Source organism: Achromobacter sp. EG18, assembly GCF_059759395.1.
Window position 1 is genome coordinate 4,190,804 of record NZ_CM186213.1, and the last position, 19,730, is coordinate 4,210,533.

Annotated in this window: 22 protein-coding genes; 7 read left to right on the plus strand and 15 right to left on the minus strand. The window is 66.9% G+C overall.

The window, feature by feature from the left end:
- Nucleotides 1-2: 2 nt before the first annotated feature.
- Nucleotides 3-869, minus strand: coding sequence for a metal ABC transporter permease (locus tag AC6CR5_RS19155; RefSeq protein WP_047993160.1), 867 nt, complete (start codon nucleotides 867-869; stop codon nucleotides 3-5).
- Nucleotides 866-1,588 (minus strand): metal ABC transporter ATP-binding protein, encoded by a 723-nt coding sequence (locus AC6CR5_RS19160; protein WP_020925903.1) that lies wholly within the window; start codon nucleotides 1,586-1,588, stop codon nucleotides 866-868. The genes AC6CR5_RS19155 and AC6CR5_RS19160 overlap by 4 nt, the downstream gene beginning before the upstream one ends.
- 314 nt (nucleotides 1,589-1,902) lie before the next feature.
- Between AC6CR5_RS19160 and AC6CR5_RS19165 the strand changes: the two genes are divergently transcribed.
- The 5 genes from AC6CR5_RS19165 to hslU all read left to right on the plus strand — a co-directional run bounded on the left by AC6CR5_RS19165 (nucleotide 1,903) and on the right by hslU (nucleotide 6,645).
- On the plus strand, nucleotides 1,903-2,406 hold the full coding sequence (locus AC6CR5_RS19165) for a Fur family transcriptional regulator (RefSeq protein WP_006389754.1): 504 nt from the start codon (nucleotides 1,903-1,905) through the stop codon (nucleotides 2,404-2,406).
- Nucleotides 2,407-2,767: 361 nt separating this feature from the next.
- A complete protein-coding gene (locus tag AC6CR5_RS19170) occupies nucleotides 2,768-3,898 on the plus strand; it encodes a CobW family GTP-binding protein (RefSeq protein ID WP_006389753.1) in 1,131 nt (376 codons plus the stop codon).
- 127 nt (nucleotides 3,899-4,025) lie between these two features.
- On the plus strand, nucleotides 4,026-4,490 hold the full coding sequence (gene dksA, locus AC6CR5_RS19175; RefSeq protein ID WP_006389752.1) for an RNA polymerase-binding protein DksA: 465 nt from the start codon (nucleotides 4,026-4,028) through the stop codon (nucleotides 4,488-4,490).
- 207 nt (nucleotides 4,491-4,697) lie between these two features.
- A complete protein-coding gene (hslV, locus tag AC6CR5_RS19180; protein WP_006389751.1) occupies nucleotides 4,698-5,237 on the plus strand; it encodes an ATP-dependent protease subunit HslV in 540 nt (179 codons plus the stop codon).
- Nucleotides 5,238-5,310: 73 nt separating this feature from the next.
- Nucleotides 5,311-6,645 carry an ATP-dependent protease ATPase subunit HslU gene (gene hslU / locus AC6CR5_RS19185; RefSeq protein WP_173000099.1) on the plus strand — a complete coding sequence of 445 codons (1,335 nt, stop codon included), beginning with the start codon at nucleotides 5,311-5,313 and terminating at the stop codon, nucleotides 6,643-6,645.
- A gap of 154 nt (nucleotides 6,646-6,799) precedes the next feature.
- Here hslU and AC6CR5_RS19190 read toward each other — a convergent pair whose 3' ends face one another.
- Nucleotides 6,800-7,105 carry a copper-binding protein gene (locus tag AC6CR5_RS19190; protein WP_047993158.1) on the minus strand — a complete coding sequence of 102 codons (306 nt, stop codon included), beginning with the start codon at nucleotides 7,103-7,105 and terminating at the stop codon, nucleotides 6,800-6,802.
- 143 nt (nucleotides 7,106-7,248) lie between these two features.
- Between AC6CR5_RS19190 and AC6CR5_RS19195 the strand changes: the two genes are divergently transcribed.
- A complete protein-coding gene (locus AC6CR5_RS19195; protein ID WP_150101115.1) occupies nucleotides 7,249-7,812 on the plus strand; it encodes a cob(I)yrinic acid a,c-diamide adenosyltransferase in 564 nt (187 codons plus the stop codon).
- Nucleotides 7,813-7,855: 43 nt separating this feature from the next.
- Here the strand turns inward: AC6CR5_RS19195 and AC6CR5_RS19200 are convergent.
- Both AC6CR5_RS19200 and lipA read right to left on the minus strand, forming a co-directional pair.
- A protein-coding gene (locus AC6CR5_RS19200) for an IS3 family transposase (RefSeq protein ID WP_412169861.1) occupies nucleotides 7,856-9,201 on the minus strand; the annotation gives its coding sequence in 2 pieces (ribosomal slippage) (nucleotides 7,856-8,734 and nucleotides 8,737-9,201; 1,344 coding nt in all).
- A 93-nt stretch (nucleotides 9,202-9,294) separates the two neighbouring features.
- Nucleotides 9,295-10,302, minus strand: coding sequence for a lipoyl synthase (gene lipA, locus AC6CR5_RS19205; protein WP_054446385.1), 1,008 nt, complete (start codon nucleotides 10,300-10,302; stop codon nucleotides 9,295-9,297).
- A 149-nt stretch (nucleotides 10,303-10,451) separates the two neighbouring features.
- Between lipA and AC6CR5_RS19210 the strand changes: the two genes are divergently transcribed.
- A complete protein-coding gene (locus AC6CR5_RS19210) occupies nucleotides 10,452-11,264 on the plus strand; it encodes a substrate-binding domain-containing protein (RefSeq protein ID WP_150101114.1) in 813 nt (270 codons plus the stop codon).
- Nucleotides 11,265-11,328: 64 nt separating this feature from the next.
- Here the strand turns inward: AC6CR5_RS19210 and AC6CR5_RS19215 are convergent, their stop codons facing one another.
- The 10 genes from AC6CR5_RS19215 to AC6CR5_RS19260 all read right to left on the minus strand — a co-directional run bounded on the left by AC6CR5_RS19215 (nucleotide 11,329) and on the right by AC6CR5_RS19260 (nucleotide 19,711).
- Nucleotides 11,329-12,057, minus strand: coding sequence for a tetratricopeptide repeat protein (locus AC6CR5_RS19215; RefSeq protein ID WP_054443616.1), 729 nt, complete (start codon nucleotides 12,055-12,057; stop codon nucleotides 11,329-11,331).
- On the minus strand, nucleotides 12,054-12,698 hold the full coding sequence (gene lipB, locus AC6CR5_RS19220) for a lipoyl(octanoyl) transferase LipB (protein ID WP_006389744.1): 645 nt from the start codon (nucleotides 12,696-12,698) through the stop codon (nucleotides 12,054-12,056). The genes AC6CR5_RS19215 and lipB overlap by 4 nt, the downstream gene beginning before the upstream one ends.
- 11 nt (nucleotides 12,699-12,709) lie before the next feature.
- Nucleotides 12,710-12,982: a DUF493 family protein gene (locus tag AC6CR5_RS19225; protein WP_006389743.1), complete on the minus strand. Its 273-nt coding sequence runs from the start codon at nucleotides 12,980-12,982 to the stop codon at nucleotides 12,710-12,712.
- Between the two features lie 110 nt (nucleotides 12,983-13,092).
- The gene (locus tag AC6CR5_RS19230) at nucleotides 13,093-13,959 is read right to left on the minus strand and encodes a D-amino acid aminotransferase (protein WP_006389742.1); all 867 of its coding nucleotides are present in this window, start codon (nucleotides 13,957-13,959) and stop codon (nucleotides 13,093-13,095) included.
- Nucleotides 13,960-14,091: 132 nt separating this feature from the next.
- A complete protein-coding gene (locus AC6CR5_RS19235; protein WP_102949840.1) occupies nucleotides 14,092-15,354 on the minus strand; it encodes a D-alanyl-D-alanine carboxypeptidase family protein in 1,263 nt (420 codons plus the stop codon).
- Between the two features lie 153 nt (nucleotides 15,355-15,507).
- Complete coding sequence (locus tag AC6CR5_RS19240) at nucleotides 15,508-16,161, minus strand: alpha/beta hydrolase (protein WP_006389740.1); 654 nt, start codon at nucleotides 16,159-16,161, stop codon at nucleotides 15,508-15,510.
- Nucleotides 16,162-16,193: 32 nt separating this feature from the next.
- Nucleotides 16,194-16,799, minus strand: coding sequence for an ABC-type transport auxiliary lipoprotein family protein (locus AC6CR5_RS19245; protein ID WP_498084820.1), 606 nt, complete (start codon nucleotides 16,797-16,799; stop codon nucleotides 16,194-16,196).
- Nucleotides 16,796-17,752 carry an MlaD family protein gene (locus AC6CR5_RS19250; protein ID WP_026382054.1) on the minus strand — a complete coding sequence of 319 codons (957 nt, stop codon included), beginning with the start codon at nucleotides 17,750-17,752 and terminating at the stop codon, nucleotides 16,796-16,798. The genes AC6CR5_RS19245 and AC6CR5_RS19250 overlap by 4 nt, the downstream gene beginning before the upstream one ends.
- Entirely contained in the window at nucleotides 17,739-18,578 is an 840-nt protein-coding gene (locus AC6CR5_RS19255; protein WP_020925885.1) for an ABC transporter ATP-binding protein, read from the minus strand. Before AC6CR5_RS19255 ends, AC6CR5_RS19250 begins: the two co-directional genes overlap by 14 nt.
- Nucleotides 18,578-19,711 carry an MlaE family ABC transporter permease gene (locus AC6CR5_RS19260; protein WP_026382053.1) on the minus strand — a complete coding sequence of 378 codons (1,134 nt, stop codon included), beginning with the start codon at nucleotides 19,709-19,711 and terminating at the stop codon, nucleotides 18,578-18,580. The genes AC6CR5_RS19255 and AC6CR5_RS19260 overlap by 1 nt, the downstream gene beginning before the upstream one ends.
- Between the last annotated feature and the right edge of the window lie 19 nt (nucleotides 19,712-19,730).

Genomic DNA, 19,730 nt, shown 5'->3' on the forward strand with positions numbered 1-19,730 from the left:
GTTCAGGCCCGACGCAATGCGCGCGGCGCCCGCAGCAGCCCGCCATACGGGCCGCAGACGATGGAAAACAGATAGCAGCCCCCGGCCGCCAGGATGATCGCGGGCGAAGCCGGCACGTTGAAGTGATACGACACCAGCAGGCCCGTCACCGAAGCGGCCACGCCAACGCCGCCGGCCAGCGGGATCTGGCCGGCAGCCGAACGCATCCAGAAGCGGGCGGCCGCGGCCGGCAGCATCATGATGCCGACCACCATCAGCGTGCCAAGCACCTGGAAGCCGGCCACCAGGTTCACCACCACCAGCACCAGAAAGCCCATGTGGACCCAGCCGCCCCGGCCGCCGCTGGCGCGCAGGAAGCCAGGATCAAGACATTCCGCCACCAGCATGCGATAGAGCGCGGCCAATGCCAGCAGCGTGATGCTGGCCGTTGCCGTCACCAGCAGCAGCGCCGCGTCATCCAGTCCCAGCACGGTGCCGAACAGCACGTGCAGCAGATCCATGTTCGACCCGCGCAGCGACACCAGCAGCACCCCCAGGCCCAGCGATATCAGGTAGAAGGCGGCGAAGCTGGCGTCTTCCCGCAGCGGCGTCAGGCGCGCGACCAGGCCGGCCAGGAGCGCCACGGCCAGCCCGGTGGCGATGCCGCCCAGCATCATCGCGCCCAACGACAGGCCGGCCAGCAGGAAGCCCGCCGCCACGCCCGGCAGGATCGCGTGCGACATGGCATCCCCCATCAGGCTCATGCGCCGCAGCACCAGGAACACGCCCAGCGGCGCGGCCCCCAGGGACAGGGCGCTGGCGCCAGCCAGCGCGCGCCGCATGAAGCCGTAGTCGAGAAAGGGGCCGATCAACCATTGCGACACGCTCATGCGAAAGCCCTCGCGTGCCATTGGCGCGCCGTCTTCAGATTCGCCTCGGTCAACGTCTCGGCGGTATCGCCCCACGCCACCACCGAACCGGACAGCAGCAGGCACTGTGGAAAGTGGTCACGCACCAGATCCATGTCGTGCAGCACCGCGATCACCGTACGCCCCTGGCCGTGCAGGCCGCAGAGCAACGCCATCAGCTCATCGGCGGTATGGCTGTCGACAGCGGTAAAGGGTTCGTCGAGCAGCAACACCGGCGCATCCTGCACCAGCATGCGCGCGAACAGTGTGCGCTGCAGCTGTCCGCCGGACAGCGTATCGATCCCCCGGCCAGCCATGTCGGCCAGGCCAACGGTCTGCAGCGCCTGCATGCAGCGGTCGATCTCTTCGCCGCCATAGCGCCGCCAGCCGCCGACCCGGCGCCAGGCTCCCATCGCGACCAGGTCCAGCACCGACACGGGAAAGGAGCGATCCAGCTCCGCGGCCTGCGGCAGCCACGCCAGTTCGGAACGGCCGACGCCGCCGACGCTGACACTGCCGGACAGGGGCCGCAATACGCCCATGATGCCTTTGATCAAGGTGGATTTGCCGGCCCCGTTCGGACCGACCACGGCGGTCATCGCGCCCGCCTCGAAGCGGCCCGACACACTATGCAAGGCGGCATGGCCATGCCAACCGAAGGAGGCGTTGCACAACTCGATGGCCACCGGCGCGACGCTCATCGCGCCCACCAGTCCAGCGCCCAGCCGGTCAACGCCCACAACGCCGCCGCCGCGGCCAGCGCGACAGCCATGCGGCGCCAAGCGGAGGCGAGGAAAGCGGAGCGCAAGGAAGCGCCCGGACCCGACGCGGCGCCGGACCGCGGGGGCAAAAGCGAAAAATGGGACATGACGAAGAGAAACAGCGGAATATTATTATGTTATATCATAACCATACCCACTTGAATGGGAGCGTTTCGCCCGCACCTGGAGGTTTTCTGCTACCTTCCAGGCATCTCGCGCGCTCGCGCGCGTTCCCTTTCCAGATGAAACCCGCCATGCCCGCTCCGCCCCGCTCTCCCCGCAGCGACACCGTAGGCGCCCAACTCAGCGTCGCCGAAGCGCTGTGCGAACAACGCGGCCGCCGCCTGACCCCCATCCGCCGCAAGGTGCTGGAACTGCTGCTGCGCCATGGCCGCAGCCTGAAAGCCTACGAGTTGCTCGACGCCATGCGTGAAGTGCATCCGGGCGCCGCGCCCCCGACGGTGTACCGCGCCCTCGACTTCCTGATGGACGAAGGCCTGATCCACCGACTGGACGCCGTCAACGCCTGGAGCGCCTGCCACGACGCCGGCGGCGCTCCCCACGATCTGCTGGTGGTCTGTACCAGTTGTGGCGCGGTGGCCGAGGTATCCGATCCCGCCATGAGCCGGCAATTGGCCGAACGCGTTGCCCAGACCGGGTACACGCTGGCCACCCACGAGACCGAAATCCGCGCGCTGTGCCCGCAGTGCCAGAAGCAACAACCCGCCGATGGCGGGCACCATCACCATCATCATTGAAGGCATCGGGCACGGCCGCCGGCGCCCTACGGGTTCGCCGGCCACCCATTCCATCGGGCGCGCCTCGATCCGGCCCTTGAAATCCGGAAAAGCGCCCCAAAATAGTGATATCGCCCGATACTTGACGGCGTACGGCCGCGATCTGGGCGGCTACGCCCCCCGGGTTGGCCCGGGGTTTGCCCCCCGCCCCCGACTGTGCTGTAATCCTGCGTCCGGCCGCTAACGGCGGCCCTCGCAGCCTGTGGCAGTAACATCGGTCGAGCGATGTCTGGCAGGCAATCGGCACCCGCCGCCGCCCCGCCAGACCCCAGCGCTTGACCGCCGTGTTTAACCGCCTTTAATTCACGCAAGCAGCTTCGCCATGAACACCCCGCGCAGTTTGGACAAAATGGTTCCCGTCACCATCCTCACCGGCTTTCTCGGTGCGGGCAAGACCACCCTGCTCAAACGCATCCTGACCGAATTCCACGGCCGCCGCGTTGCCGTCATCGAAAACGAATTCGGGCCGGAAAGCATCGACAACGACCTGCTGGTGCAGGACAGCGACGAGGAAATCATCGAACTGTCCAACGGCTGCGTCTGCTGCACGGTGCGCGGCGACCTGATGCGCACCCTGTCCGACCTGCGCGCCAAGCGCGAGGCCGGCACCCTGAATTTCGAACGCGTCATCCTGGAAACCACGGGCATGGCCAATCCCGGCCCGGTGTGCCAGACGTTCTTCATGGACGACGACATCGCCGAATACTACCGCCTGGACGCGGTGGTCACGGTGGTCGACGCCAAGCACGGCATGGCGACGCTGGATGAACAGCCCGAGGCCCAGAAGCAGGTCGGCTTCGCGGACCGCATCCTGATTTCCAAGAAAGACCTGGTCAACGACGTCGACTACGAAGCGCTGCGCAACCGCCTGCTGCGGATGAACCCGCGCGCGCCCATCACGCCGGTCAACTTCGGCGACGCCGACCTGAAGTCGATCATCGACATCAGCGGCTTCAACCTGAATTCCATTCTGGACATCGACCCGGACTTCCTGGCCGATGAGCACCCCGATGCCGCCCACAGCCATGCCCACGGGCACGGCCACGATCATGATCACGGCCACGACCACCACGGTCACGACCATGACCACGATCACGACGGCGAATGCGGGGCGCACTGCAATCACGCGCATCATCACCACCCCAAGCACGACGACGAGATCGGCGCCTTCGTGTTCCGCTCCAACAAGCCGTTCGATCCTGCCCGCCTCGAGGAATTCCTGGGCGGCGTGGTGCAGGTCTATGGCCCGGACCTGTTGCGTTACAAGGGCATTCTGTACATGAAGGGCATCAACCGCCGCATGTTGTTCCAGGGTGTGCACATGATGATGGGCGCCGAACCCGGCAAACCGTGGACCGCGGCCGAAAAGCCGTCCACCAAGATGGTCTTCATTGGCCGCAAGCTGCCCCAGGAGATTTTTACCCGGGGCTTGGAGCAGTGCCTGGCGGGGTGATCCCCTTTTTGGATACGTGACGCGGTGCGACGAAGGCAGTACTGTGAGGTACGAATAGCGTAGGCAGCAAGCACACGGACCGGGAAGACAAGCCCGCGCCAGGATCGATTCATAGTGGAGTGTTTTCATGGCTACCAAGGCAGCAACCAAAAAATCAAGCAAGTCGACGAGCGATACGGCGATTGATCTGCCCAGCGAGAAGGAATTGCTGGCCATGCCCGAGTCCGACTATATGAACGAACGCCAGCTGGCGTTCTTCAAGGAACGGCTCAAACAACTCGAACAGGACATCCTGGCCAACGCCGGCGAAACCACCGAGCACCTGCGTGAAACGCAATTCGTGCCGGATCCCGCCGACCGCGCCACCATCGAGGAAGAACACGCCCTGGAGCTGCGCACCCGCGACCGCGAGCGCAAGCTGCTGAAGAAGGTGCAACAGTCCATCGCCCGCATCGACAGTGGCGAATACGGCTGGTGCGAGGAAACCGGCGAACCCATCGGCATCCCGCGCCTGCTGGCCCGTCCCACCGCCACCCTGTCGCTGGAAGCGCAGGAACGGCGCGAAATGCGGCAGAAGCTGTACGGCGACTGATCCGTCCCGTTATTCAAGCGCCACACCAAAAGGCTATGCTGGTTTCCAGCATGGCCTTTTTTCATTGCCGAACCGCCTCGGGGCGAAAGCGCCTGCAATCTGCGCCAGCAAAGCCGAAGGCGCGACGCGCGGATCGATTTTCATCGACCCGCAAGGCTTGATTTCGTCCGCATCGCCCCCAGCTAGTCCTTTCAAAGGAAGGAACGCATGGAACAATTTCACGCCACCACCATCGTGTGCGTGCGTCGCGGTAACCGCGTCGCGCTCGGCGGCGATGGCCAGGTCACCCTGGGCAACATCGTCATCAAAGGCACGGCGCGCAAGATCCGCCGCCTGTATCACGACAAGATCCTGGCCGGCTTCGCCGGCGCCACCGCCGACGCGTTCACGCTGCAGGAGCGTTTCGAAGCCAAGCTCGAGAAACACCAGGGCAACCTGATGCGCGCGGCGGTCGAACTGACCCGCGACTGGCGCACCGACCGCGTCCTGCGCCGGCTCGAAGCCATGCTGATCGTGGCCGACGCCGAGCACACGCTGGTGCTGACCGGCAACGGCGACGTGCTCGAACCCGAGCATGGCCTGGCCGCCATCGGCTCGGGCGGCGCCTATGCCCAGTCCGCCGCGCTGGCGCTGCTGCGCAATACCGAGCTGGCGCCCGAGACCATCGTCAAGCAATCGCTCGAGATCGCCGGCGACCTCTGCATCTACACCAACCAGAACCACGTCATCGAGACGCTGGGCGACTGACGCCAGCCGCGCGGCGCCCGTCCGGCGCCGCGGCCCGTCCCCCAGCCCAGCCCTGCTTCAAGGATCCGCCCTCATGTCCGCATCCAACATGACGCCCGGAGAGATCGTCTCCGAACTCGACAAGTACATCGTCGGCCAGAACCGCGCCAAGCGCGCGGTGGCGGTGGCCCTGCGCAACCGCTGGCGCCGCCAGCAGGTGGCCGAGCCGCTGCGCCACGAGATCCACCCCAAGAACATCCTGATGATCGGCCCCACCGGCGTGGGCAAGACCGAGATCGCGCGCCGCCTGGCCAAGCTGGCCAACGCGCCGTTCATCAAGATCGAGGCCACCAAGTTCACCGAGGTGGGCTACGTCGGCCGCGACGTCGACACCATCATCCGCGACCTGACCGAATACTCGATCAAGCAGACCCGCGAACTGGAAATGCGCCGCGTGCGCACCCAGGCCGAGGACGCCGCCGAAGACCGCATCCTCGACGCCCTGGTGCCGCCGCCCCGCGGCAGCTCGGGCGAGCCCGAGCGCGGCGAGGACAACAGCGCCCGCCAGACGTTCCGCAAGCGCCTGCGCGAGGGCAAGATTGACCATCTGGAAATCGAGATCGAAGTAGCCCAGACCGCGCCGCACATGGACGTCATGACGCCCCCTGGCATGGAAGAAATGGCCGAGCAGCTGCGCGGCATGTTCGCCGGGATGGCGCGCGACAAGAAGAAATCCAAGAAGATGAAGGTGCGCGAAGCCTTCAAGCTGATCGTCGACGAGGAAGCCGCCAAGCGCGTCAACGAGGAAGACCTGCGCACCGCCGCGATCAACAACGTCGAGCAGAACGGCATCGTGTTCCTGGACGAGATCGACAAGATCGCTGCGCGCCAGGAAAGCGGCGGCGCCGACGTCTCGCGCCAGGGCGTGCAGCGCGACCTGTTGCCGCTGGTCGAGGGCACCACCGTCAACACGCGCTACGGCATGGTCCGCACCGATCACATCCTGTTCATCGCCTCGGGCGCCTTCCACCTGGCGCGTCCGTCGGACCTGATTCCCGAACTGCAGGGCCGCTTCCCGATCCGCGTCGAACTGGAATCGCTGACCGCCGAGGACTTCGTGCGCATCCTGTCCGATACGGACGCCTCGCTGACCAAGCAGTACACCGCGCTGATGGCCACCGAGGACGTGCAGCTGGAATTCACTGAAGAAGGCGTGCGCCGGCTGGCCGAACTGGCTTACGAGGTCAACGAAACCACCGAGAACATCGGGGCCCGCCGCCTCTACACCGTGATGGAAAAGCTGCTGGACGAACTGTCGTTCGACGCGACCTCCAGCACCGACAAGACGGTCAAGATCGATGCCGCCTACGTGAACGCGCAACTGGCCGAAGCCGCCAGCAGCCAGGACCTGGCCCGCTACGTGCTCTAAGCCTCGCGTCCCGGCCTGGCCGGCAGCACGAATACAAAGGCCCGCCGCAAGCAATTGCGGCGGGCCTTTTTCGTGCGAAGGCCACCTCCACCGAAACCACCGGCGGCGGAATCTGTCGCCGGGCGGACGCGCCAGCGGCGCCCGGCCAGGCAGTTCAGTTGGTGATCGCGGTCACCACGTATTTGCCATCCTTGCGCTCCGCGGTGAAACGCACCTTGTCGCCGGCCTTGATCTTGGCCAGCAACGCCGGATCGGCGTCGTACACCAGCGTCATGGCCGGCAGGTCCAGCGCCTTGATGGCGTCGTGCTTGATGGTGACCTTGCCCGCGCCCGGGTCCACGCGCCGCACCTCGCCGCTGGCCTCGGCCTGCTGCGCGAACGCCAGCGGCGTGGCCAGCGACACGACGGCCATCGCGGTGGCGACAGCCATGGGCGTGGTGTACTTGCGGTTGAAAGCCATGCTTTATCCTCCGATTGCGACGAAAGCGGCATGCCGGCCTTGCGGCCCGCGCACGCTTTCCACAATGCTAGGATACCGTCCTCGTGCAATAGTTTCCCCGCAATAACGCAACAATTCTGACGGTTGTTTGCAAAGGACGTTTCATGGCCAATCGCCTTTCAGTCATCGCCACCCGCACCGGAGACGACGGCAGCACCGGACTGGGGGACGGGTCGCGCGTGCCCAAGGACGCGGCCCGCATCACCGCGCTGGGCGACGTGGACGAACTGAACAGCGTCATCGGCCTGCTGCTGACCGAGCCCATGCCGGCCGACGTGGCCGCCGATCTGCTGACGATCCAACACGATTTGTTCGATATGGGTGCCGAATTGTGCATTCCCGGCCATGTCGCGCTGGAAGACGCCCAGGTGGCGCACCTGGATACGCGGCTGGCGCATTACAACGCGGCCCTGCCGCCACTGCGCGAATTCATCCTGCCGGGCGGCTCGCGCGCGGCGGCGCAGGCCCACCTGGCGCGCACCGCCTGCCGCCGCGCCGAACGCGCCGTGGTGGCGCTGGCGCGCGAGGAAGCGGTGAACGCGCCGGTGCGGCAATACCTGAACCGGCTGTCGGACCTGATGTTCGTGCTGGCGCGCTATCTGAACCGCGAGGCGGGCCGGCCCGACGTGTTCTGGACCAGCCGCGTGTCGCGGCAGGCGTCAGAATGAAAAATGCCCCTCGTGAACTGACCCCCAGAAGTTGGACGGTCGGCTAAAGCCCGAAGGCCTGGACTCGGTATTGCACCGGGCTCAGGCCTTTTAGCTTGAGCTTGATGCGATCGTGATTGTAGTAACGGATGTATTGCCGGATACCGGTCTGCAACTGGTCGATGCTTTCGAAGCGGTTCAGGTGGAAGAACTCGGCCTTGAGCGTGCCGAAGAAGCTTTCCATGGCGGCATTGTCCAGGCAGTTGCCCTTGCGTGACATGCTCTGGGTCACAGACCGAGATGCCAGTATCTGCCGATAGTTGGGCTGCTGGTATTGCCATCCCTGGTCGGAGTGCAGAACGGGTCGGTCATCGGGCAACAACTTCGCCAGCGCCTTCTTCAACATGCTGCCTACGAGCTTGAACACCGGCCGGCGGCTGGTCTCGTAGGCCACGATCTCGCCGTTGTACAGGTCCATCACCGGCGACAGGTACAGCTTCTCGCCACGTACGTTGAACTCGGTCACATCGGTGACCCACTTTTGGTTCGGACGCGCCGCCTCGAAGTCGCGCGCCAACACGTTGGCCGCCACGTGGTGCGATTGGCCTCGGTAGGACCGGTACTTCTTGGCGCGCACCAGCGACTTCAAGCCTAGCGCCTGCATCAGCTTCTGCACGGTCTTGTGGTTCACTAGCTCGCCGGCCTGGCGCAAGACCGCCGTAATCCGGCGGTAGCCGTAGCGGCCCTTGTGATGGGCGTAGACCGCGCTGATGCGCTGCTTGAGCTCGGTGTACGGGTCCACGGCTCCGAACGACTTCAGGTGGTAATAAAACGTGCTGCGCGACAGCTTGGCTACGCGTAGCAGTAGTGCCAGCGGATGCTTGGGCCTTAATCCTTGGACCACTTGCGCTTTCCAACCAGCGCCCGGGTCTTCTCCGCTTCGATCAAGGCCTTCATTTTTTTTAGGTAATCGTTCTCCGCGCGCAGATAGGCCAGCTCTTGCTCGAGTTCTTCCTTGGTCATGTCCTTGGACACCGGCTCTGGGGGGTACTTATGCGGCATGCTTGCTCCTGGGCGCTTGCGCGCCAGCGCCTCTATACCCCCAGCATCATACTGGGCGCGCCATTTCATAATGTGCCCTGTATGACGAATCCCCAGCAACACCGCTGCCTGCGTGTCCGATAGACCTTCGCGCCGGATCTTGATCAGCACCGATTGTTTGAAGGCCGCACTGTACGAGCCAGATTGCCTGCGCAACCCATCAACGCCATGCGCTCGAAAGCTCTCGACCCACCGCCGCACCATGGAGTACGGCACATCGTGTCGGCGCCCCACCGATTTGAAGCCGCCTGTGCCTTGCAGGTATGCCTGCACCACCTTGATCTTGAATTGCTCTTCGTACTTCGCCATGCGAAAAACCCCCGAAGGTTGGATTGCGTCCAACTTTCGGGGGTCAGTTCATCGCGGGGCATTTTTCATTCTGACGTGGAGACGGCGCGGCCCTCAGTTGGGCACGCCCGCCGCATGCGCCTGCTCGTCGGCGTGGTACGACGAACGCACCATGGCGCCCACCGCCGCGTGCGAGAAGCCCATCGCATAGGCCTCGCGCTCGAACATCGCGAAGGTGTCGGGATGCACGTAGCGCAGCACTGGCAGGTGGTGTTCCGACGGCTGCAGGTACTGGCCGATGGTGAGCATGTCGACGTTGTGCTCGCGCATGTCGCGCATCACCTGCAGGATTTCCTCGTCGGTCTCGCCCAGGCCCAGCATCAGGCCCGACTTGGTCGGCACATTCGGATGCAGCTTCTTGAACTCGGCCAGCAGCTTGAGCGAGTGCATGTAGTCCGAACCCGGGCGGGCCTGCTTGTACAGGCGCGGCACGGTTTCCAGGTTGTGGTTCATGACGTCCGGAGGGCCGGCGTTCAGGATGGTCAGCGCTCGGTCCAGGCGGCCGCGGAAGTCGGGCACCAGCACCTCGATGCGCGTGCTGGGCGACAGTTCGCGGATGTGGGTGATGCAGTCGACGAAATGGCCGGCGCCGCCATCGCGCAGGTCGTCGCGGTCGACCGAAGTGATCACCACATACGACAGCTTCATCGCGGCGATGGTGCGCGCGAGGTTTTCCGGTTCCTTGGTGTCGAGCGGGTCGGGGCGGCCATGGCCCACGTCACAGAACGGGCAGCGGCGGGTGCACTTGTCGCCCATGATCATGAACGTGGCCGTGCCCTTGCCGAAGCATTCGCCGATGTTCGGGCAGGACGCTTCCTCGCACACCGTGTGCAGATTGTGCTCGCGCAGGATGCGCTTGATGTCGTAGAAGCGCGACCCCGGCTGGGCCGCCTTGACGCGGATCCATTCCGGCTTCTTCAGGCGCTCGGCGGGAATGATCTTGATCGGGATGCGCGCCGTCTTGGCCTGGGATTTCTGTTTCTGCGTCGGATCGTACGCCGTTTCCGCGGGCGCGGCGGCGGCTTCGTTCGAGGGCACAGACGACTCGGCAAGCGTGGACATGGAACACCTTCACGACCGGCGCGCAAGGCGTTGCGGTCTGAGACAAAAGAGGACATTTTACCCCCTGTGCCCGAATCCACCCCGAAAGGCCCGACACCGGGCCGCGCCGGGTTATCGTCACGCCTGACGAATTCGCGCCGCCTCCCCTCATGTCCACCCTGTCCTCGCTCCGCCCCATCGTCCTGATCGCCCCCCGGCTGGATCTTGCGCCGGCCACCCGTGCCGTGCAGGCATGCGCCGAAATGCTGGCGCCAGCCGGCTACTACCTGGCCGCCGGCCCGTGGCGTGATGCGTCCCTGCTGTCGCTACTGGCCCAGTTGGCACCGGCCGCGGCGCTGGTCATCGGCCCGCTCGACGACCCGCAACTGCGCGCCGCCGTGACGGCGCTGGAAATCCCGGTGGTGGAGACCTGGAGCCTGCCCGCCACCCCGCTGGACAGCCTGGTGACGATCGACAATGCCGAGGCGGGCCGCCTGGCCGCCCGCCATCTGGCCGAAAAGGGCCATGCCCGTGTCGCCTGTGTCAGCGCCGACACCCCGTGGGAACGGGCCCGCCGCGAAGGCTTCCTCGGCAGCGCGGCCGCGCTGGGGCTGGCCGTGGTCGCCGACATCGTGCAACCCGAGGCGCAGCAACTGAACGATGGCCGCATGGCGTTCCTGCGCCTGCTGGCCACCAATACGATCTTCGATGCGGTGTTCTGTACCTCGGACCTGCTGGCCGCCGCCACGGTGTCGGAGGCCCACAACCGCGACCTGCACGTGCCGCAGGACCTGGCGGTGCTGGGCTTCACCGAGGACGGCAGCGCGCCGCAATGGGTCCAGGGACTGACGACGCTGGGCGTGGACGCGGCCGAGCTGGGCCGGCGCGCGGGACAACTGCTGCTGGACCGGCTCGATGGCGAGCAGCCGGCCGGCACGCGGCTGACGCTGAATGCCGTGTTCGAGGCACGCTTGAGTACCTGACCGGCGCGCGCGGCCGGGCCAGAAATCGATCGGGTCGGGCGTGCGGCGCGGCCCCGGACGCCGCTCAGGCGCCAGTCTCGTACAACGCAGGAAAGCCGCAGTCGCGCAGCATGGCGTCGGCCTCGCGCAGAAAGGCCGGCGTGGACGTCTCCGGCACGCGCACCAGCCATTGCACCGCCTCTTCCTTGCGGCCGCGCAGCAACAGCATGCGGCCCAGGTGGAACATGCCGCGGAAATCGCCGCCTTCGGCGCAGCGCCGGTAGCAGTCGAACGCGCGTTCCAGGTCCTGCTCGACCACGTCGCCCGTTTCGTAGAAACGACCGACCACACCGATGGATTTGACGTGACCGCCCTGCGCGGCCTGCTGGTACAGCGCCAGCGCCGCCGCGCGGTTCTGCGTCACGCCGCCGCGGCCGCTCTTGAGCATGTGGGCGTAGTTGTACATGCCCCAGTCCAACCCGCGGTCGGCGGCCAGCCGGAACCAGTACGCCGCCACGGTATCGTCCGCGGGCACGCCCCAGCCGTTTTCATAGCAGCGGCCGATCATGTTGATGGCCATGAGATGGTCGGCATTGGCGGCGCGCTTGAACCAGGCCAACCCTTCGGCCTGATCCTGTCGCACGCCAACGCCATCGAGCAGCATCTGGCCGAAGATGGTCTGCGCCTCGACCAGGCCCATTTCGGCCGCCGCGCGGATCCAGGCGGCATACTGCGGCGCCGGCCCGGCGCGCAGGGCGGCCAGTTGCTCGGGCGTGGTCGCGGCCACTTCGGCCGGCGTAAAGCTTGTCTTCATGCGGGTGTTGTCCTTGCCTGGCGCCACAAGCGGGCCAGGTTGCGGGCCAGCGCGTCGCCCACCTCGGTGGGATCGCGCCGCACGCTACAGGACGCCATGTCGACCGTGCGCAGGCCGGCATAGCCGCAGGGATTGATGCCCAGGAACGGCGCCAGGTCCATCGCCACGTTGAGCGACACGCCGTGATAGGCGCGGCCATTGCGGATCTTGATGCCCAGCGCGGCGATCTTGGCCAATTCGCGGCCGCCGTCGGGGTCGGGTACATAGACACCCGGCGCGCCAGGCTTGCGGCAGGCGCCGGCCACGCCCATCGCATCGAGCGTATCGATCACCGCCGTCTCCAGCAGGGCCACGTATTCCTTCACGTACATGTCGACGCGGCGCAGGTCGAACAGCGCATACGCCATCACCTGGCCCGGGCCATGATAGGTGACCTGGCCGCCGCGATCGCACTGGACCAGGGGGATGGCGCCCGGGTTGAGCACGTGCTCGGGCAGGCCCGCCTGCCCCAGGGTATAGACCGGCGCATGCTCGCACAGCCAGATTTCATCGGGCGTCTCGGCCGACCGCTGGTCGGTGTACGCCTGCATCTCCCGCCACACGGACAGGTAGTCCGCCGGCCGCGCGAGCCACTTGATCACAACCGCTGGCCTTACAGGACGATCGACACCATCGGGTGGCCGTGCAGGGCCTGGTAAAGGCCGTCGAGCTGTTCGCGCGAGGTGGCGCGCACCGTGAAGGTCAGGCCCATGTAGTTGCCGCCCTTGCTGGGCCGCATCTCGACCGTGGCGGCATCGAAGCCCGGGTCGAAGCGCAGCACGACTTCGGTCAGCGTCTGCGCGAAGTCGGGATGATGCTTGCCCATGACCTTGATGGGGAAGTCGCTGGGATATTCGATGAGGGATTCTTCGGGCGGAATATGCATGATGGATGGCCTGGGGCGTCAATACATCTATATGGGGGCAGGCATCGAGCAGGCAAGGCCCGCCGCCGGAGCGCGCGGCGCGGGCGGCCGCCAGGGCCGCCCCGCGGGGCCTAGAGCGCGGCGATGCGGGCATCATAACCCGCACGCAATTGCTCATAAACGGGGCCGGGCTTGCCGGCTCCCACCGGACGGCCGTCCAGCGAAACGATCGGCAGCACTTCCTTGGTGGCCGAGGACAGCATCAGCTCGTCGGCCTGCGCCACCTCGTCCTGGGTCAGGCGGCGCGCCTCGAAAGCAATGCCGGCCTCGGCCGCCAATTCGCCCATCAGGCCGTAGCGGATGCCTTCCAGGATCAGGTTGTTCTTGGGCGGCGCCAGCAACTTGCCACCGGAGACCACCCAGATGTTGGTGGACGAACCCTCGGTGAGGAAGCCGTCGCGGAACTGCAGCACCTCGTCGACATGGGCGTCGACCGCCTGCTGCTTGGCCAGCACGTTGCCCAGCAGCGACACCGACTTGATCTCGCAGTGCAGCCAGCGTTCGTCGGGGATGGAAATGGCGGACAGCCCCTGCGCGCGCACCGCGGCCCCGGGCGGCGCCCACGCCGAGATCATGCCGAACACCGTCGGCTTTACCGGCTCGGCCGGGAACTGGTGGTCACGCTTGGCCACGCCGCGCGTCACCTGGAGATAGACGATGCAGGTGTCCAGGTTGGTCCGCTCCAGCAATTGCTGGATCAGGTTGATCCAGCCGCTGCGGTCGAACGGTTGCGCGATGCGCAAGGCGGCCAGGCTGCGATCGAGGCGGTCGAGGTGTTCGGCCATGCGGAAGGCATTGCCCTGGTACACCGGGACGACTTCGTAGATGCCGTCGCCGAAAATGAAGCCGCGATCCAGGACGGAGACCTTGGCCTCGTCCACGCGCAGAAACTCACCGTTGAGATACACCTGGCTTTCGCCCGGCACGCCCGGAATCATGACGCACTCCTGAATTTGAAATGGAACAGGGGCGCGCCGCCGGCCCGCCCCGGAAGAATGCAAAACGGGCGTCTCGCGCACGAAACGCCCGTTGCTAGCTTACACCCGCGGCCGCGGCCGCGGCGGGTCCGTTTACTGGAACCAGCGCTTGACGGTGTCGACCATGCGGCCGAAGAAGCCGGCGCGTTCGACGGCGTCCTGCACCACCAGCGGCTCGGTGCGCAGCACCTTGCCGTCGAGCGTGAACTGCAGCGTGCCGACCTGCTGGCCCTTGGTCAGCGGGGCGATCAGGGGATCGGTGCGCTGCGCCACGGGCTTGAGATCGCCGGCCTTGCCGCGCGGCACCGCGATCGAGACCGGGTTGGGCGGGCCGAGCTTGACGTTCTCGGCGGTGCCTTCCCAGACGCGGGCGTCGATGCCGGGCTGGCTCTTGTCGAACAGCTTGACCGTGTCGAAGTTCTGGAAGCTCCAGTTCAGCAGCTTCAGGCTTTCCTCGGCGCGGGTGGCTTCGCTGTCTGTGCCCACCACCACCACCAGGATACGGCGGTCGCCGCGCACCGCGGTCGACACCAGGCAGTAGCCGGCCGAATCGGTGTGGCCGGTCTTCATGCCGTCGACCGACGGGTCGGCCCACAGCAGGCGGTTGCGGTTGGGCTGGGTGATCTTGTTGTAGGTGAAGCTCTTCTGCTTGTAGTAGTGGAAGAACTGCGGATGATCGGTGATCAGGTGCGCCGACAACGTGGCCAGGTCGCGCGTGGACGTCATGTGCTGCGGATCGGGCAGCCCGGTGGCGTTCATGAAGTGGGTGTTGCGCATGCCCAGGCGCTCGGCCTCCTGGTTCATGAGCGTGGCGAACGCGGCTTCGCTGCCGCCGACCGCTTCGGCCAGCGCCACCGAGGCGTCGTTGCCCGATTGCACGATCATGCCCTGGTTCAGCTCATCGACAGTGACCGGCTTGCGCGGCTCGATGAACATGCGCGAACCGCCGGTGCGCCAGGCGTGCTCGGACACGGGCACGGTCTGCTCCAGCGTCAGGCGCTTTTCCTCGAGCGCATTGAACACGACGTAGGCCGTCATGATCTTGGTGAGCGAGGCCGGCTCGACCTTCATGTCGGGGTTCGACGCCGCCAGGGTCTGGCCGCTGTTCACGTCGATCACGATCCAGGCCTTGGCCGCGATGGTCGGCGCGGGCACCGCCGACACGTCGCCCACCGGCACCACGCCCGTCGCCGTCGGCGCGGGGGCCGTGGCGCCCGCGGCTGCCGGCGCCGCGGCGGGCGCCTGCTGGGCCCAGGCCGGCAGCGAGGCGGCGAGCATCGCCGACAGCACCGCGCCGGCGAGGGCGCGACGAGCAAAGACAACGGGGGAGTGAACGGAGTGAGGCAAATTCTTCATCGGCAACGTGGGTCCAGGAAAGACGCCCGCTGGCGCGGGGCAAGTGGCTGACAATTATAGGCAGTCGATGAGACCCGTCCGGCCCGCGATGGGTTCCTCGGGCAGCTAAAACATGCAACCTGATGCAACGCGCCGCCTTGCGCGGCGCGCCATTCAGTCAAGCTTGACCTTCAGGTGCGCCTGCACCAGCTGGCGCAGCACCAGCAGCTTGCCGTGGAAAAAATGCGAGGCGCCGGGGATCACCACCACCGGGATCGAACGCGGACGGGCCCAGTCCATGGCCTCGGACAGCGGCACGACTTCGTCCTCTTCGCCATGCACCATCAGCGTGTCGCCGGGCACTTGGACCTCATGCGACTGGAAGCGGTTGACGGCCGGCCCCATCAGCATCAGCGCGCTGGGCAGTACCGTGTCGCCCTGGTCGGCCAGCGCGGCGTAGGTCTGCGCGGCAACCGCGGTGCCGAAGGAAAAGCCGGCCAGCACCCACGGCGCGTCCGCCAGTTCCGGATGACGCTCGCGCATTTGCGCGACCACCGCCAGCATGTCCTGGGTCTCGCCCACGGACTTGTCGAATTCGCCTTCGGACAGCCCGACGCCGCGGAAATTGGGGCGCACCGCCACCAGGCCGTGCTGGACGCAGGCGCGCGACAGCGTAGTCACCACCTTGTTCTCGCGCGCGCCGCCCTGCAACGGGTGCGGATGCAGCACCAGGGCCCAGCCCCGCGGCGTGCCGTCAGGCCAATCCACGGCGCAATCGATGCGGCCGGCGGCTCCGGTAAAGGCGTGGGTTTCTGTGCTTGCGGGCATATCGGACTCGTGCTGCTTGAAAAGAAAGAATGTTAACCGCCGGGCCGGGCCGCGGCCTTGGGCTGGCTGGCCAGCCATTGCGCCAGCTGGTCGGCGGCGTCGTCGGTGGCCTGGCGCAACGCGGCCACGCCGCCGGCGGCGTCCTGCGTGGGCGCCGGCGCCTGTGTCGCGATGCGCACCTGGCCAACCACGTTGCGGCCATTCAGCAATACCGCCTGCAGCAGCACGCGGCCTTCGCTGGCGGAACCATCCGGCGTGAACACCTGCTCGAACTGCGACAGGTAGACCTGCAACTGCGGCGTCTGGCCGCTGGCGCGCTCGGCCAGCACCGGCCCCTGGCGCGACAGCCGCTCGATCAGGCGCTGGCGCACCAGGTCGGACGGCGACGAGGCCCAGCGATAAGTGGCATAGGACTGCGGCGCGGCGCTGTCGCCAACGCGCCAGATGACGCCGGTGCCGGACAGCGCCGGCACCGCCGAGAACACCAGCGCCATCGGCTCGCGGGCCGGCAGCTGCGGCGCCGGGCGGGCATCCAGCCCCAGGTCGAACACGGCGGGTGGCGCGCCCACGCGGCCCACGCCGCAGCCGGCCAACGCCAGCGTCAAAGCCAGGGCCTGAATCGCACTGCGCATCTTCATTTCTGCTGTCTCCCAAATCCGGCGAACCCGGCCTCGCCGGGACCGGGCGCGGCCGGCGGCGGTCCGAACAATAGCGATTGTGGCGTGTTGTCCACGCGACGCAATGTGAAGGTGGCCCCGCGCGCGGCCTCGCTGACGCTGGCCGCCATGCTGGTGACGGCCGGCAGCGTCTCGCCATCCAGGCGTGAGGCGGCAAAGGCGATGTCGTTCAAGCTGCGCGTGGCCGCGGCCAGCGCGCCGTCCGGCGCATTCAGGCGCGCCAGCGACTGGCGCGCCTGCTGGGCCAGGTCGGCCACCTCGCGCGCCGCGCGATCCGCCTGCCGCGAGGTGCTGCCCAGCGAATCGACCAGGGGCCCCAGCTTGGCCAGCGCCGGCCCGAGGTCGCGGCTGGCTTCCTTGAGCGAGTGGGTGATGTCGGTGGCATTCTGCAGGCTGGCGGTCAGCGCCTGCACGTTCTGCTCGCTCAAGAGGCGTCGCAGCTGCTCGGTGGCGTCCTCGACATTGGAAATGAGACGCCCGCCGCGCTGCTCGATGCGGTCCAGGAAACCCGGCCGCAGCGGGATCGCGGCCGGGTTGGCGGCGCTCGACGCCAGCCGCTTGAACGAACTGCCGTCGTCGCGCAGTTCCACGTTGGCCATGCCCGTGACGCCCTGCACGCCCAGCTCGGCCCAGGTCGACTCGGTGATGGGCGTGTTCGGCGCGACACCGATGCGGATACGCACCTGCCCGGGCTTGTCGGGGTTCAGCGCCAGCGACTGCACCTTGCCCACCGGCACACCCTGGTAGCGCACGGTCGACTGCGGATTGAGCCCACTGACGGCCGTTGCCGAGATGATTTCATAGGTTTGCAGTTTGGTCCGGTCGCGGCCGATCCAGACGGCCACCAGCGCAGCGGCGGCCAGCAGCACCAGCGTGAAGATGCCGGCCATGAGCGCGTGACTACGGTTTTCCATGATGCGTTCCCTTCGGCGCCATGTCCCCGAGCGCGCGCAAGCCGCGCTCGCCCAGGAAGAATGTATGAATGAACGGGTGATCGACCTTCAGCACTTCCGGCACCGTGTCGCACACGATCACCCGCTTGTCCGCCAGCACGGCGACACGCGTGGCCAGCGCAAGCAGCGTGTCCAGATCGTGCGTCACCATGACAACGGTAAATCCCAACTGCCGGTGCAGGCTGCGCACCAGGTCCACGAATTCATCCGAACGCAGCGGGTCCAGCCCTGCCGTGGGTTCGTCCAGGAACACCAGCTCCGGGTCCAGCGACAGCGCGCGCGCCAGCGCCACGCGCTTGACCATACCGCCGGAAAGATCCGACGGCCGCTTGCCGGCATCCTGCGCCGACAGGCCGACCATGGCCAGGCGGCACATCACCACGTCGTGCACCAGGTCCTCCGGCACCGTGCGCAACTCCCGCAGCGGCAACGCGACGTTGTCGTACACCGACAGCGCCGAGAACAACGCGCCCGCCTGGAACAGCATGCCCCAGCGGTAGGACAGGCGCCGGCGCTCGCCTGGCGTCAGTTCGGACAAGGTATTGCCCAACACCTGGATGGTACCGGCGGCCGGCTGGTCCAGCCCGATGATCTGCCGCAACAGCACTGTCTTGCCCGTGCCCGAGCCGCCTACCAGCACCAGGATCTCGCCGGGAAAGACGGTCAGGTCCAGGTTGTCGTGCACCACGTGGTCGCCGAAGGCCGTGCGCAGCCCGCGCACGGTGATCACGGGCGCGACCGTGATGTTCTCCTCGGTAAACAGGCGATGTTGTTCGGCGCCGGCCATCAGATGCCCACCGAACTGAAAATGACGGCGTACAGCGCGTCCAGCAGTATCACGCCGGTGATCGAGGTGACCACGGAGGTCGTGGTGCCGCGCCCCAGGCTCTCCGTGTTGGGCTGGATGCGCAGGCCGAAATGGCAGGCGATCAGCGCGATCAGGATGCCGAAGGTCACGCCCTTGAGGATGCCGATCCAGTAATTGGTCAGGGAAATGGCGTCGGGCAGCGACTGCAGGAACCACTGCGCCGATACGCCCAGCTGCACCTGCGCCGCCAGCATCCCGCCCAGGATCGCCATGGCGTCGGTCCACAGCACCAACAGCGGCATGGTCACGGCCAGCGCCACCACCCGCGGCAGGATCAACCGCTGGCCGTGCGAGATACCCATCACCAACATCGCATCCAGTTCCTGCGTGACTCGCATGACGCCGATCTGCGCAGTGATGGCCGACCCGGAGCGCCCGGCCACCAGGATGGCGGCGAGCACCGGCCCCAGCTCGCGCACGATCGACACGCCCAGCAGCCGGACGATGAAGCGGTCGGCGCCGATCATCTGCAATTGCTGCGCGGACAGGTACGACAGCACGACGCCGATCAGAAAGCCCACCAGCGCCGTAATGCCCAGCGCCTGCGCGCCGGTGCGGTAGACCTGGGCCGAGATCTCGCGCCACGGCCCGCGCGACGGCCGGCTCAACATGCCAAAGAGATCCAGGACCAGCTGCCCCAGCATGGTCAGCAGGGCGCGGCCGTTCTCGCCCGCCTGCAGCACGGCGCCGCCCAGGGCGCGCAGCCAGCCCCAGGCCGGCTCGGGACGCGGCGGCGCCTGCTTGCCGCCCTTGTTCGTCGCCAGGGCGGTGAACACGTCCTGCTGGCCGGCGGACCACCGCACGCGTTCGGGCAATTTCTCGCCCCAGGCCTGCCAGATCAGCAGCGCGCCGATGGTGTCGAGCCGGCTGATGCCCTGCAGGTCCCAGCGCGCCCCGGCGTCGGCGGCCTTCGCCATTGCCGCGCGGCGGCGCTCGACTTCGCCCGGCTCGGCCAGCGCCAGCACGCTCCAGTCGCCCCCGACATGGCACACGCCGGCTTCCTGGCGGAAGGGCGGCGCGGCGCGGGGTGCGGACGGGGCGGAATGGGGCATGTAGCGGAATACCGATGCA